The organism is Albibacterium bauzanense, assembly GCF_004339765.1.
Lineage (GTDB): Bacteria > Bacteroidota > Bacteroidia > Sphingobacteriales > Sphingobacteriaceae > Albibacterium > Albibacterium bauzanense.
Window position 1 is genome coordinate 1 of sequence record NZ_SMGO01000003.1, and the last position, 15,055, is coordinate 15,055.

10 protein-coding genes are annotated in these 15,055 nt (G+C 34.9%); 2 read left to right on the plus strand and 8 right to left on the minus strand.

Going from position 1 to position 15,055, the window contains the following annotated elements:
- Nucleotides 1-174: 174 nt before the first annotated feature.
- The 6 genes from C8N28_RS11380 to C8N28_RS11405 are packed head-to-tail and all read right to left on the minus strand — an operon-like array spanning nucleotide 175 to nucleotide 11,964.
- Nucleotides 175-2,631 (minus strand): ABC transporter permease, encoded by a 2,457-nt coding sequence (locus C8N28_RS11380; protein ID WP_132225021.1) that lies wholly within the window; start codon nucleotides 2,629-2,631, stop codon nucleotides 175-177.
- 13 nt (nucleotides 2,632-2,644) lie between these two features.
- The gene (locus C8N28_RS11385) at nucleotides 2,645-5,086 is read right to left on the minus strand and encodes an ABC transporter permease (RefSeq protein ID WP_132225023.1); all 2,442 of its coding nucleotides are present in this window, start codon (nucleotides 5,084-5,086) and stop codon (nucleotides 2,645-2,647) included.
- 33 nt (nucleotides 5,087-5,119) lie between these two features.
- Nucleotides 5,120-7,552 carry an ABC transporter permease gene (locus C8N28_RS11390; RefSeq protein WP_132225025.1) on the minus strand — a complete coding sequence of 811 codons (2,433 nt, stop codon included), beginning with the start codon at nucleotides 7,550-7,552 and terminating at the stop codon, nucleotides 5,120-5,122.
- A 24-nt stretch (nucleotides 7,553-7,576) separates the two neighbouring features.
- Nucleotides 7,577-9,952, minus strand: a complete 2,376-nt coding sequence (locus C8N28_RS11395; RefSeq protein WP_132225027.1) for an ABC transporter permease — start codon at nucleotides 9,950-9,952, stop codon at nucleotides 7,577-7,579.
- Between the two features lie 29 nt (nucleotides 9,953-9,981).
- Nucleotides 9,982-10,656: an ABC transporter ATP-binding protein gene (locus tag C8N28_RS11400; protein ID WP_132225029.1), complete on the minus strand. Its 675-nt coding sequence runs from the start codon at nucleotides 10,654-10,656 to the stop codon at nucleotides 9,982-9,984.
- 57 nt (nucleotides 10,657-10,713) lie between these two features.
- Nucleotides 10,714-11,964 carry an efflux RND transporter periplasmic adaptor subunit gene (locus tag C8N28_RS11405; RefSeq protein WP_132225030.1) on the minus strand — a complete coding sequence of 417 codons (1,251 nt, stop codon included), beginning with the start codon at nucleotides 11,962-11,964 and terminating at the stop codon, nucleotides 10,714-10,716.
- A 171-nt stretch (nucleotides 11,965-12,135) separates the two neighbouring features.
- Here C8N28_RS11405 and C8N28_RS11410 point away from each other — a divergent pair, with 171 nt between their 5' ends.
- Complete coding sequence (locus C8N28_RS11410) at nucleotides 12,136-13,341, plus strand: NAD(P)/FAD-dependent oxidoreductase (protein WP_132225032.1); 1,206 nt, start codon at nucleotides 12,136-12,138, stop codon at nucleotides 13,339-13,341.
- A gap of 52 nt (nucleotides 13,342-13,393) precedes the next feature.
- The gene (locus tag C8N28_RS11415) at nucleotides 13,394-14,131 is read left to right on the plus strand and encodes a DUF72 domain-containing protein (protein WP_132225034.1); all 738 of its coding nucleotides are present in this window, start codon (nucleotides 13,394-13,396) and stop codon (nucleotides 14,129-14,131) included.
- Nucleotides 14,132-14,142: 11 nt separating this feature from the next.
- Here C8N28_RS11415 and C8N28_RS11420 read toward each other — a convergent pair whose 3' ends face one another.
- On the minus strand, nucleotides 14,143-14,421 hold the full coding sequence (locus C8N28_RS11420) for a Trm112 family protein (RefSeq protein ID WP_132225036.1): 279 nt from the start codon (nucleotides 14,419-14,421) through the stop codon (nucleotides 14,143-14,145).
- The gene (locus C8N28_RS11425) at nucleotides 14,399-15,055 is read right to left on the minus strand and encodes a thiamine phosphate synthase (protein ID WP_132225038.1); all 657 of its coding nucleotides are present in this window, start codon (nucleotides 15,053-15,055) and stop codon (nucleotides 14,399-14,401) included. Before C8N28_RS11425 ends, C8N28_RS11420 begins: the two co-directional genes overlap by 23 nt.

The window sequence follows — 15,055 nt, forward strand, 5'->3', positions numbered from 1 at the left end:
TCACTTAAAGCAGCCTGCAACAAGGCTTGTTTTACCTGCAGGTTGTTGTTCAACGCCTGGTTCAATGCTTCCTGAACAGTCAGAACCTGTTGTGCTTGGCTCGAAAAAGAAAAAAGCAAACATAATATGGAAAATGCAATTTTAAAATAGGTTCTATTCATTACTTTCATTTAATTATTCGTCTCTTAAACTATCTACGGGGTTGGCTCGTGCAGCTTTTACAGTTTGCATACTTAGGGTTATAAGAGCAAAGAACATCATCACAAGGCCGCTCAATAAAAATATCCACCAGCTCATAGGAGTTCTATAAGCAAAGTCTTCAAGCCATTTATAGGAAACCCACCAGGCAATAGGCGCTGCGATGACAAATGCGATCAACACAAGTTGCATAAAATCTTTCGATAAAATAGAAACGATTTGTGCAACTGAAGCACCTAATACTTTTCTTATACCGATCTCTTTACCTCGCAAGTTTGTTGTATAAATTACTAGTCCCAACAAGCCTAAACAGCTGATAATAATAGCGAATACTGTTGACCATCTTAAAAGATTTGCGGTATGTTGCTCGCTTTCATAAAAATTAGCTATTGTATCATCCAAGAATGTATAATTAAAATCCTCATCGGGATACATTCCTTTATATATTTTCTGTATTTCAGCAATGGTATTTCTCCATAAGGTTCCATCAACATTATTCGCTTTTAATTGGATATGAAAAGTTTGACCATTACTACCACCGAAAACAACAGGCCCTATAGATGCGCGCAAAGACTGGAAATGAAAATCTTTCATTATACCTACGATGGGCATATTGCTCCCATTCCATTTCAGAAACTTATTAAGAGCCTCTTCTGGATGTTGAAATCCTAATTCATGAGCATAGCTTTCATTAATAAGAAATTCTTTTATAGTATCGCTTCTTTCTACATTTCTACCAGCCAGAATTTTAATCTTGTAAACATCTATATAATCTGGATCGCCCCAGCGTAATTGTACATTTACATTGGGTGTTATCTCTTCCTTACCATCAATAAACGATAAATTGGTAAAAGACATTCCTTTATCTGCCGGAGCAAGAAATCCTGTACTTGCATTGGCCACACCAGGCAAAGATTTAATTTCATTCAATAGCAACTTCCCATGTGTAGTAATGCTATCTCGTGGCTGATTAAAATTGATAATTGCTTCTTTGTTAAAACCCATATCTGCCTGAAGCGAGAAATTGATCTGTTTACTTATCATTAATGTAGTAATAACAAAAAACTGAGCTATAACAAACTGGGAGACAGTAAGTGTTTTTCTTATCCAAGCATTACGTGTTTGAACAGAACCTGCGGAGATTTGATTTTTCAAAACCAGAACAGGCTTGAAATTAGATAATATAAATGCAGGGTATATACCTGAAAGGAAGCTTATTGATATTATAAGCAACAACAAAAATAATACAAACGAAGGTTGATTCAAAAGATCAAAATGCAATCCAGAAGGAATGAAATCCTCAAACATCTTAAGCAACAATGGAGTTAGAGCAACTGAGACTATGGTTGCTATTAATGTAATGAAGAAGGTTTCACTTAAGAACTGTAATACCAATTGCTTTTTTGAACTCCCCATTGTTTTCCTGACACCTATTTCTTTTGCCCTTTGTGAAGCCTGCGCCGTGGTGAGATTAATAAAATTGATACAACCCAATAACAACAAGAAAGCTGCAATAGAAAGCAAACCGTATAGTGTTGGCTTATGCACAATTCTGTTTCCACCACCTTGATATTTGTTGTTGAAGTGCAAATCATTCAAAGGCTGCAGGTGATAGGCCATAGATCTATCAGCATTATTAGCCTCTTTATCATATTTATTCAAAATATCTTTTAACTGCATCTCTACTCTTTCAGCTGTATTACCTTTTGATATTTTGATGTATAATTGAGAATACGACATCCAATCATTCCATACGTCCATCATAAACTGATATTGAAGGTTAGTTTTTGAAATAGTTGGAAAGGAAATAAACTCAAGTGCTGTAAAGGCAGTTTGTTCATTCAAATCTTTTACAATACCCGAAACAGTTACATTGATATCATTATAAGTAAGTTGTTTACCAATGATATTTGTTGCAGCAACGCCAGGGAAATAAAGTTTTGCCCTGCTTTCAGTAAGTACTACAGTAAAAGGGTCTTCAAGTGATACCTGTTTCGAATTGGCAACCCATTGATAAGACAATAATTGAAGATACTGTTGATTGGTAAACACAATATCCGATTGCTTCTTATAAATAACAGGATTTTCAGAGTTACCAAGAACGGATACCTTCACTGTAGCATCACCCTGAAATTGCATTACAGGTACTGTTGCATCAATACCTGTAACTTCATTTTGAATTGCAGTACTAAGCGGTGAGGGCACAGCTGCAGAATGCCCCTCGGTACCACCATTGTACTTTACGTCAAGAACTACACGATAAATTCTATCTGCATCCTTTTGAAATCTATCAAAACTAAACTCGTAATTAACGATTAAAAAAATTACTAATGCTGCGCTGATGCCAATTGACAATCCTAATATATTAATAAGCGAGAGAACTTTGTTGTTCCAAAAGTTGCGCAAGGCAATTTTAAAATAGTTTTTAATCATTGTCGTGATTTAATTATTCATCTCTTAAACTATCTACAGGGTTGGCTATTGCAGCTTTTATTGCTTGGAAACTCACTGTTACCAATGCAATCGCAATTGCTAATAATCCTGCAAATACAAACATCCACCATTGAACTTCAATATGATAGGCAAAATCTTGCAGCCATTTATTCATAGCCCACCAAGCGATGGGAGTAGCAATTAAAATGGCAATTAGGACAAGCTTTATAAAATCTTTAGATAGCAACTGAATCACACTATTTACACTGGCTCCTAGCACTTTTCTAATACCGATTTCTTTAACACGTTGTTCAGTAGAAAAAGCTGCCAGGCCAAACAAACCAAGACATGCTATTATAACTGCTAATACAGCAAAACAGGTAAAAACATAACCCATCCGTTGCACATCATCGTACATATTAGCATATACTTGATCCAAGAAAGTAAATCGAATGGTTTGATTTGGAGAAAAGGTTTTCCATAATGAAGAGACCGACTGCATAGCTTCAGACATATTTGCTGCATCTAATTTGACCGAGATGATGGAAGGGCTATTACCTAAAACCATGCAAAGACCACCGATATCATCTTTTAAAGATTCAAAATTAAAGTCTTGCACTACACCTATCACTGTATAAATATCGCCATTGGTAATACGCGCTCCAATAGGCTCTTTTAAACCAAGCGATTTTACCAAAGCTTCGTTAATAATAACTGACTGAGAGTCAGTAGTCATTTGCGCTGAAAAATTACGACCTTGAAGCAACTCAATTCCCATTGTTTGAATATAGTCTTCATCGATTTCCCATCTTTGGGCTGATACTGAATTTCCGTTTGACACATCTTCAACATTTGAAAATCCATTGCCATTTCTTTTTACTCCATTAGCTCGTATCGGCAAATAATCACCAACTGAAACACTCTTTACTTGTGGGATTTTGAGTAACTCGTTCTTAAAGGTTTTAACTTGTCCATCTAAAGTGTTCGTACCTTGAATAAGCAATACTTGTTCTTTGTTATAGCCTATTTTTTCATTCAGAATGAACTGCATCTGACTATAAACGATAAAGGTACCGATGATAAGAATTATAGAAGTTGTAAATTGAAATACAACTAAACCACTCCTGAGAAACGGGTCTTTTGTTCCTTTACTTAACTTACCCTTTAATACGCTAATGGGCTTAAAAGCAGATAAATAAAAAGCAGGATAAAGACCAGCAAACAATCCGATAATTATAGTTGAACAAATAATAGCTGGGATAAGCCACCAATCTGTCCAAGGGAAAGCCAACGATTTACCTGTCAATTCATTAAAAAGTGGCAACATTAACCAAGCAATTATTAAACCCAATAAAAAGGAAAGAAAACTATATAGCATAGATTCTGTCAGGAATTGAGAAATAAGTCCGCTACGGTAGGACCCTGCTACTTTCCTCATACCAACTTCCTTTGCTCGATTTGCCGATTTTGCAGTAGATAAATTAATAAAATTAATGCATGCTATGAGGAGTATAAAAATAGCAATACCCCCAAAAAGCCATACAAAACGAATATCTCCTCTTGGCACTGTTTTATAATCATCAATATCAAAAGATTTCAGATGAATATCATGTACTGGTTGTAATTGCAGGCTAGTGGAATTGATTAATTCATCTGCGTCTTTATTTCCAGCTTTCTTCATTTCTGGAATAACATGATTTGTTAACAATCCTGCGGTAAGTTTCTTTTCAAACTGTTTAATATCCGTTCCTTCTTTAACTTGTATGTAGCCAACATAATTACTTGCTCCCCAATTTGTTTGCTCACCAGGATAAAACTCAACTCCGGTCATCGTTAACAGAAAATCATAAGAATATAAATGAGAAGTAGCTGGTAAATCAACCATTACTCCTTTGATAGTATAGGGCTTACTTTTATCATTATTCAAATAAATCACCTCACCTATTGGGTCCTGATTAGGGAAATATTTCTGTGCTTTACTTTCAGAGATAACAATTGTATTGGGTTCATCCAGAGCATGTGCTCTTTCACCATACACCATTGGTATCTGTAATATATCTAAAAGCCCTTGATCGGCAAAAGTGAATCCTTCTTCATATGTGCTTTTATTATTATCTGCTGTCATTACTTGATTACTACCTGCACCAAACAATGAATTAGGTAATAGCCGCCCAGCTAGTTCTATTTCAGGAAAATCTTCCTTGATTACTTTTGTTAAGGGAGCGGGTAATGCGGTACCTTTATATGGATTCCCATCATTTTTAAATACACCTATAATTCTGTATATCTGATTCTCCTTAGGATACGATCTATCATAACTTAGTTCATTATGAATGAATAAGGAGATTAAAATACAAGCCGCTATGCTAAAAGCAAAGCCACCAATTTTAATAGCAGAGTACATCCTTTGCTTTAACAGACTTCGCCAGGCTATTTTAATATAGTAGGATATCATAATCTTATCTCTTGTTTTTACTTATCAAAAATCCTATTCATCTCTTAAACTATCTACAGGGTTGGCTATTGCAGCTTTTAGCGCTTGAGAACTAACTGTGAGCAAAGCAATAAATACGGCTATTATTCCTGCCATCACGAACATCCACCATTGGATTTGTACACGATAGGCAAAGTCTTGCAACCATTGATTCATCGCCCACCAAGCGATTGGTGAAGCTATAACAATGGCAATGAGTACCAATTTTACAAAGTCTTTAGATAGAATTTTCACGATTCCTGTTACTGTAGCACCTAATACTTTACGAATACCTATTTCTTTGGTTCGTTGAAAAGCAGTGAGTGTTGCAAGTCCGAATAAACCAAGACAGCTAATAAAAATGGTAACCCCAGTAGCCGCTCCAACGAGTTTTGATGTATTTTGTTCTTGTTGATATAGTGAAGCAATAGTTTCATCGTAAAACTTGTATTCAAATGGCACTCCCGGATATATTTTTTTCCATTCTGTTTCAATTACTTGTATCGCTTTTCCCCATTGATCTGGTTGTGAAGAAGGTAGTTTAATATTTAGAGTTCTGAAGTTATTCTTCTCTGAAATAAAGGCTGCAGGCTCTATACCACTTTTTAAACTGAATTCATGAAAGTCTCGGACCACCCCGGTAATCGGTAAATTTTTATCATTATAGTTGGTTAGCTGTTTACCAATAGCAGATTCAGGTGTTGGAAATCCAAATGCCTTCAATGCCACCTCGTTGATAATGTATTCACGCGTTGTATCAGATTTCTGCAAATTACGTCCGGCGAGAAGGGGAATATTATACAAGTCAATATAATCTGTATCTATGTTTTTAAACATGACCTGTTGTTGAATTCTTCCAGTATCGCTCTGATAAGTAAGAATAGTAGCCATCATATTATCGCTCATTGGAAGTTCGCCAAGTGCAATTGCTGTAATTTCCGGGTGTTTCTCCAATTCCTGTTTCAAGACAGATAACCTACCTTTAAATTCCTCATTAATATGTATTTTAAATGGAACATCAATAGTGAGTACAGCTTCATGATTAAAGCCAAAGTCTTTATTTAAAGAATACCGTAGTTGCTGTCCGATAATGACAGCACTAATAATAAAAACTTGTGCTACAACAAATTGAAATACGATGAGGCACTTACGTAAATTAAATCTTATCCCACCGTTTGTCTTTTCAACCTGTCCCTTAAGTACATTCACGGTTTGTACACGAGTAATGAGCCATGCAGGATAAATACCAGAAAGGATAGTAACTATTGAAATAAGTAAGACGCCAAAGACTATCATTCCTTTATAATTGACAAAGTCTTGCATACCTTCCGGAATAAAATCACTGAATAGCCGGAAGGCAAAAAAGGAAAATAAAAAGGATAAGAGTATAGCCAATAAAGTGATTGTCAATGTTTCACCCAAAAAACGATTGATTAACATAGCTGGTGTACTGCCTAAAGTTTTTCTAATTCCTATTTCTTTGGCTCTTTGAGGTATTTGTGCAGTGCTTAGATTAATGTAATTTATACAGGCTAATGCTATCAAAAAAACAGCGATACCAATAAGTCCGTATAATACTTTTTTGTTAGCTGTACGAGTATTTGAACCATACTCAACAGCAAAGTGTTTATCGACTAAAGAAAGAGCGTCATACCAGGTTCTATAATTATATTTCTCAAAATTCTTCTTATTATATGATTCATTTATAGTATTAAGCTGTTGAAGAACAGCATTTGGAGTTCCACCGTTCGCCAATTTTATATACAATAAGTTATCTGAATTCTTTTCATCCCAATCATCGCTTATTAAATCTTGGGATGATATAGCAAAGAATTCCTGCGCATCAAAACTACTAGGATATTCCAAATCAGCAACTATCCCTGAAACGACTACCGATAATGTATCATTGTATATAATTGTCTTACCTAATGCACTTTGCACAGGCGTATCAGGAAAATACCTTTGCGCACGTTTCTGAGTAAGGACAACTTTGTTTGGTGCATCCAATGCCGTTTTTGAATTCCCTGCTAACCATTTATATGGAATCATCTCAAAATAGGACGATAAAGTACCTACTTGTTTCTCCGGATTGTCAAAACTTAGTGGCTTTTCCTGGTCTTTATTTATCGTGACAGTTTCACTGTATCTATAATACATCGGAACAACTGCTTTCAACCCACTTATATCATTCAATAAGGGAGATAATAGCCCTTTGGAGACTCCTGCAAAACCACCCTCTGTTCCATCAGAACTCGAAGCCCTGCTTACAATTTGAAAGATCTGCTCAGAATCTGGTTGCCCTTTGTCAAAACTAAATTCATAATCGACCATGCGATATATGATCCAGCTAGCACTGATACCAATTGCAAGCCCTAATACGTTCAAGATTGTGAATAATCTTTGGCGCCAAAGATGACGAAGCGTTGTTTTGATGTAATTTCTTAACATATCTTGTGTTTTACAGATTGTAAATTATTCGTCTCTTAAACTATCGACAGGATTAGCAATTGCTGCTTTGACTGCTTGAAAACTAATGGTTACCAATGCTATTGATAAAGCTAAAATACCAGCCACAACAAATATCCACCATGAAATATCTATACGATAAGCAAATCCCTGTAACCATTTACTTGTTGCCCACCAGGCAATTGGTATGGCTATTACAAAAGCTATAAAAACTAACTTTAAAAAATCTTTAGATAACAGTTGAACAATACTAGAAATGCTTGCCCCTAACACTTTACGTATTCCTATCTCTTTGATTCTTACTTGCATGGTATAAGTAGTCAGACCAAAGAGCCCTAAACAGGAAATAAAAATGGCAATACCTGCGAATACACGAAAAAGTGTTCCCGCACGTTGATCTGATTGATATTGCGCTTCGAATTGTTTATCAATAAAATTATAAGAGAAAGGACTATTATCTGCATATTTCTTATACTGTTTTTCTACAACAGCAATAGCTTGCTGTGCATTCTCAGCAGTAGTACGGATATATAATATATTTCCTTTCCACCAGGTAAAGAAAATTATAGGAGATATCTTTTCTTTTAAAGACTTAAAATTAAAGTCCTTTACTACACCTATAATCGTCCCTTTTCTACTATGGAAAGAAATCTGCTGTCCTACATAAGGTTGTTTTAACCCCATCTGCTTAACTGCAGTTTCATTTAAAATAAAATGGGAACTATCGATTGGTGTACCGGTGAAATCTTTTCCTTCTAAAAATGGAATCTTCATAGTGGAAATGAAATCTTTATCTATTACAAGCTGTGTAATTATCATATTGCTATTTGCCGGCTTAGCTTCCCAATCAATGTCACCTGTTGAACCTTCAAGGTTAGAAAAATTATAAGCATCAGAAGTAGCAATATTTAAAATACCGGGTTGATTATTCAATTCGGCTTTTATAGCATCCAAATGATCTACTACTTGTTGTGGTAATGGGACCGTAAAAACATAACTTTTATCATAACCCAGATCCTTTTTCTTTAAAAAGCTCATCTGGTTACTCATAATTATAGTACAAACCAGTAAAATAATAGATACTGAAAATTGGAAAATAACTAGTGCTTTCCGAAATGAAGCAGTTCCCAAACCTGAAGTAAATTTGCCTTTCAAAGACTCAATTGGCTTAAAAGAGGATAATAACAGAGCAGGATAAATACTTGAAGCAAGCAGTGTACCTAAAACGGCTATAGTTATTGCTTTCCATACAGTAACATCTGATAAACTAAAAAAGAGCACTTTACCCGAAAGTGTATTATAGAGAGGCATTAGCAAAAAGATTAAAGCAATTGCTATTAACGTTGCCAGGAAGAACAGAACGACAGTTTCTGTCATAAACTGAAAGAATAATTGCCATTTGTTTGCACCTATAATTTTCCGAACGCTGGTTTCTTTTGCTCTCAATAAGGCTCGTGCAGTAGAAAGGTTTACATAATTAATACTGGCAATGGCAAGCAACAGGATCACAACCAACATAAATATCTGCACCATTCTAAGTGCAGAATTATTCCCATCTGCACTTGTCAAGTGAATATCAGCCAAATTCTGCAATCGAAAAGCAACGTCACTATCACCATTTCGAGCTTTTTTATAAGCTGCCGAAAACGCCTCTCCTATTTTTTCGGAACTTGCATTAGGTTTCAGTTTTACAAATGTATCATACCTGAAATTCCCCAAATCTTCATCAATGGTTTTCCAATCTCCATTTCCACCATTTATAGTAAATTGTTGGGCATAAATACCCATTGGAAATAATGCATCATAGTGCATCGAGGAATTTTCAGGGAAATCTTGTAACATCCCCGTCACCGTAAAATTATTTTCAAAAAATATGATAGTTTCACCTATTGCATCTGAATCACCAAAAAGTTTTTGAGCAGTAGATTGGGTAATAACAACAGAGTTATTATTAGGAAAGACAGTAGCTTTGTTTCCTTGTACCAAGGGAAAATCAAACATAGAAAGGAAACCACTGTCTACAAATGCAACTATATTACCATCCAACATCTTCTTCTTTTCTTTGTCGGAAAGAACTTGATCGAATTCGCTTAGTACCCTTACAGATGACTGAACTTCAGGAATAGATTGTGCAAATACATTTAAAGGACCTGGCACTCCTTCCCAAGTAATATCATCACCATTTGTTTGAAAATGAGTACTGAGTTGATAAATATCCTGATAGTCTTTATTGAACTTATCGTAGCTTAACTCATGCTGTACCCATAATAACAACATGATACCTGTTGCCAAACCTACTGCTAGGCCACTAATATTGATCAAAGTATAGAACTTATTCTTCCATAAACTTCGCCAAGCTGTTTTAAAATAGTTCCGTATCATATTGATTTACTTTAATTTAAGAGATTGATCTACCCTACAACTTCCATTACTATTTGCCCATCTAGCATTCTAATTATCCGATCGCTATATCTAGCATCATGCTCACTGTGAGTTACCATTACAACTGTGGTACCTTGTTCATTCAGCTCTGTGAGTAATTCCATAACTGCACTTCCATTATTTGAATCAAGGTTACCTGTAGGCTCATCCGCAAGAATTAATTTAGGATTATTCACCACTGCACGAGCAACTGCAACACGCTGTTGTTGTCCACCAGATAGCTGTTGTGGGAAATGGTTACGACGATGCATGATCTGTACTTTTTCAAGAACCTCTTCTACCCTCTTTTTACGTTCGGCAGCAGGAACTTTAGTATAGATTAATGGAAGTTCTACATTCTCAAATATGGTAAGCTCATCAATAAGGTTAAAGCTTTGGAAAACAAACCCAATATTATGTTTACGCAGGTCAGATCGTTTACGCTCATTAAATTGGGCTACTTCAATATCATTAAAGAGATAGCTTCCACCATCTAGATCATCTAATAAGCCTACAATATTCAATAAGGTTGATTTACCACAACCAGATGGTCCCATCACAGCTATAAACTCACCTTTTTTAACTTCCATTGATAGGTTATTTAAGGCTACAGTTTCTACTTCTTCTGTGCGGTATAGTTTTTGAAGATCAGTTATTTTTATCATGTTAATATCTAGCTACTGTTTCTATGGTTTCAAAATTTATTCTTAATATTTAATCTGTTATTTAATTACAAGCTCCTGAACTTTCTCATAACTTTCATAACTTGATGTAATTACTTTATCACCTGGATTTAATCCTTGTAATACCTCGTAATAATCAGGATTTTGTCTTCCTAATTGAATGTCAACCCGATAAGCTGTTTTACCATCTTTATCCAGTTTGAATATCCAGTTACCTCCTGTTTGTTGATAAAAACCTCCTTTTGGAACAACTAAAGCCTTTGTTTCATCACTTAAAGCTAAACGTATTTGCAAAGTTTGTCCACGTCGTATACCTTTAGGAATCTCATCAACAAACTCCATATCAACCTGAAAACGGCCATTAGTTACTTGAGTATAAACTTTCTTTATACGTAATTTATAAGTTTTTTCGGATAGTGTAAATTCACCTTCCAGATCAGAGTATATTCTCGAAATATAATGTTCATCAATATCTGCACGAACTTTAAAACCACTCAATACATCGATCTGCCCTAATCGTTCACCAGAACTTTTACTTTGTCCAATTTCAGCATCAAAAGAAGTTAACTGTCCATCAACAGGTGCTCGAACAATTAAATCTCCTACTTTTCTACGCATAAGTTCAAGCGCACTTCTAGTACGATTATAGGTTTGTTCACTTTGATCTAAGGATTGTTTAGTAGAAATAGAATCCTGCTTTAAAATTTGTTGAGCAAGTTCCTTTCTTTGCTTTTGATAATTATAATCGTTCAGTGTCTTTTGATATTCCTGAGAACTAATCACCTTTTTTTCATAGAGGACCTTATTCATATCATATATCCGTTTCGCCTCTCTGTATGCATTCTCTACATCTGCCATTTGATTTAAATGTATGACCGTATTTTGTTGAGCATTGGTTTTGGCAATCTCCATTTGAGTAAGGAGATTTAATACTTGAGTCTCCTGATTAACCAAACTTAATTCCTGATCGGTATTCGATAAACGCATGATGGCGTCTCCCTTTTTCATTATGGCGCCATCCTCTACAAACTTTTCTTCTACACGACCACCCACTGAGGCATCTAAATAGATAGTACTGATAGGCATTATCATCCCGTTAACGGGTATGTATTCTCTGAAAGAATCATTTTTCACTTCCGCAATAGAGATTCTTTCTCTATCGACATTCAGTTTTGAATTTCCCGATGTAAAATAATAACTTGCTGTTATCAATAGTAACAAGGCAACAACACCTCCAACGGTTGCGATGCGCTTATTGTTCCACTTCTTTTTAATTAGTACTCTATCCATAGTAAATTATCAGATATAATCATCTGCTCTTCTATCTATAGACAAGCTTGTGCCATATATATAATATCAAGATAAACAGAAACTTACAAACATAGCGGCTTTTAAAAGTGTTCATATTCGAACAGTCTATGTTCGGTTATAGTGCTCTATTAATATATATTCATTTGAACTATGAAACTAACATCTTACGAACCCTTCTGGCTAATAAAAAATGGAATTATTGAGTCGTATCCCTCCCTCAAAGAAAACCTAAAAACCGATATCCTTATTGTTGGTGGAGGAATAACCGGGAGTTTAATAGCTCACCAATGCATAACTGATGGTTACAATACTATTTTAATAGATAAACGAGAAATTGCGCATGGAAGTACCTCTGCCACAACATCGATGTTACAATATGAAATTGATGTACCGCTATATAAATTAATTGAAATGATTGGTAAAGAAGGAGCTGTAAAGAGCTACAAGGCTTGTTATCAATCTATTGACACAATAAGAGGAATAGTGGCAGAAATACAATCAAAATGTGGTTTCAAAAAGAAGGATTCTCTTTATTTTGCTAATTCCAAAAAAGAAGCACGGTGGCTAAAGAAAGAATATGAAGTCAGAAAGCAGAATTGTTTAGACGTAAAATGGCTTTCAGCATATGATATTTTAGAGAATTACAACATCCATCAAACATTTGGAGGTATTCTTTCATCACAAGGAGCAAGTATGGACGCTTTTCAATTTACACATGATGTATTAAAATATAACAACCAAAAAGGCTTAAAAATATACGATAAAACTGAACTAAAAAAGATAAAGTATCTTGATGAAGGAATAATTGCAGAGGTGAATGAAGGAGTATTTATTGAAGCAGAAAAGATTATTTATTGTACAGGATATGAAACAACCGCTATCATCAAAGAAAACTTCGTAAAATTATTAAACACTTATGCCATGGTTGGTGAAAGACACGGAGATGATCAATCTCAATTAAACGATACTTTATTTTGGAATACAGCCTCTCCTTATATCTATATGCGAACTACAGATGATAACCGATTATTAATTGGTGGCGAAGATGAAAGGTATAGTAACCTGCAAAAACGAAACAACCTGGTTGATAAGAAAGCAAAAAGACTTGAAAAATATTTAGCAAAACACCTTCCTGACTATGACTTTACGATTGATTTTTCTTGGTGCGGTACATTTGGAGAAACAAAAGACGGTCTCCCTTATGTAGGCGATCATAAGAGTTTTAAACATAGTTATTTTGTATTAGGTTTTGGTGGAAATGGAATTACGTTTTCAGCAATTGGAATGCAAATGATTTCCGATATGTTACTAAGAAAAGAACATGAACTATTGCCGTATTTTAAGTTTGGCCGTTAGTGCTCAAAAACTGATGTCATAGAAATTTGTTAAGCTCCTTATAGGGTCAAAAATGAATAATATACATATAGGCACATCGGGCTGGAGTTATAAAGGTTGGAAAGGAAAATTTTATCCGGAAAAACTTAAGCCAACCGATTATCTTTCTTTCTATGCTCAACATTACAAGGTAACTGAAATAAATAGCAGTTTTTATCATTTACCTCTAGCTTCCACAGTTCATAAGTGGGTTGAACAAGTTCCTGACGACTTTTTATTTTGCCCTAAAATAAGCCGCTATTTAACCCATATGAAAAAGTTGCATGATCCGGAAGAACCCTTAGAACGTTTTTTTGATATTTTCAAACCAATGAAAGAAAAAATGGGTCCTATATTAATCCAACTTCCTGCAAGTGTTAGGTTTGATGCAGCAACTGAGGAAATATTTTACGAAACATTAATGAGGAAACACCCTGAATATGAATTTGCAATAGAAACACGAGATAAATCCTGGTTTAGTGATGAATCATTAGACCTAATGAAAAGGTATAATATTGCATTTGTAATCGCACAATCAGAGCAATTTCCATATAAAGAGTTTATAACAGCAAAAAACATTTACGTTCGCTTTCATGGCCCCAAAGCATTATATGCCTCCTCTTATAATGATCGAGTTTTACAAGAATATGCTGATAAATTCCTCTCATGGAAAAAAGAAGGGCATCGCATTTGGGCATTCTTCAATAATGATGTCAATGGTCATGCATTAGACAATGCCTCAACACTTTTGAGGTATTTACGATCATCATAAGCTGTAATAGCTTATTTGCTTTCAGAATCAATTAAGCGAAAATTCTTAAATTCTTTCCCTTGCAATTGGTTATTCCAACTTTCAATCACTGGCTGCTCTAAATTAAATTCTCTATACTCATCAGGACTCATAATAGGAACTCCTTTAATAATTGGATAATACCGATTACACTGTTTACAACTAAGCATTCCTTCTAATATATTTTTTTCAAGGTCTTGAGTAATAACTTGCAGTGATAAGTCGGCTTTATCAAAAGGACAACAAAGTTTATTGATAGTTTCTGGTTTCATTATTCTTATTTTTTAATAGTGTTAAATATTGTTTTGCGACTAGAGCTGGGTTTTCAGCCCCCATTATTCCTGAAATGATGGCTACTCCATCGTAATTTAATTCTTGTAGTTCCTGCATATTATTTAACTGAATTCCTCCTGCCAGGAATATGGGTAATGACGTTATTTGTCGCGCTCTTTGTATATTCTTAAATGAAACTAACTCGCAACTACTACTTGTTAAAGAAGGGAAAATTGAACAGAAAGAAATATAGCTCAATTGATTTCGATCTGCCCATTCAATAACAGACAGGTCATTATTACAAGTAATGCCTGCTAAGAAATCCCTTTCTATGCTCTGCTTAATTTGATCATAGTCTTCTGGAATTACATCAAAATGAACCCCATCAAGTGGAAATGAGTTTAACAATTTCCAATCGTTGTTTATGATTACAGGAACTTGATATTGATGGCATAAATTACATATCTCACGAATGGCTTCATCTTTGTTTATAATCCCTTGCCAATTATCCCAAATCTGGACTACTGAAATATCTGCAGATAAGGCTTCTTCAAGTTTTTTCAAAAGCATTGTTCTATTCATAGAAGGATCAATAACCAAGTATACTCCACCCGATATCTTATTTCTTTCCAT

Bases quoted from the DNA above. Each gene is read 5' to 3' on its own strand.
- C8N28_RS11385 (WP_132225023.1), bottom strand. From the start codon at position 5,086: ATGATATCCTACTATATTAAAATAGCCTGGCGAAGTCTGTTAAAGCAA.
- C8N28_RS11410 (WP_132225032.1), top strand. From the start codon at position 12,136: ATGAAACTAACATCTTACGAACCCTTCTGGCTAATAAAAAATGGAATT.
- C8N28_RS11390 (WP_132225025.1), bottom strand. From the start codon at position 7,552: ATGTTAAGAAATTACATCAAAACAACGCTTCGTCATCTTTGGCGCCAA.
- C8N28_RS11405 (WP_132225030.1), bottom strand. From the start codon at position 11,964: ATGGATAGAGTACTAATTAAAAAGAAGTGGAACAATAAGCGCATCGCA.
- C8N28_RS11415 (WP_132225034.1), top strand. From the start codon at position 13,394: ATGAATAATATACATATAGGCACATCGGGCTGGAGTTATAAAGGTTGG.
- C8N28_RS11395 (WP_132225027.1), bottom strand. From the start codon at position 9,952: ATGATACGGAACTATTTTAAAACAGCTTGGCGAAGTTTATGGAAGAAT.
- C8N28_RS11400 (WP_132225029.1), bottom strand. From the start codon at position 10,656: ATGATAAAAATAACTGATCTTCAAAAACTATACCGCACAGAAGAAGTA.
- C8N28_RS11425 (WP_132225038.1), bottom strand. From the start codon at position 15,055: ATGGAAAGAAATAAGATATCGGGTGGAGTATACTTGGTTATTGATCCT.
- C8N28_RS11420 (WP_132225036.1), bottom strand. From the start codon at position 14,421: ATGAAACCAGAAACTATCAATAAACTTTGTTGTCCTTTTGATAAAGCC.
- C8N28_RS11380 (WP_132225021.1), bottom strand. From the start codon at position 2,631: ATGATTAAAAACTATTTTAAAATTGCCTTGCGCAACTTTTGGAACAAC.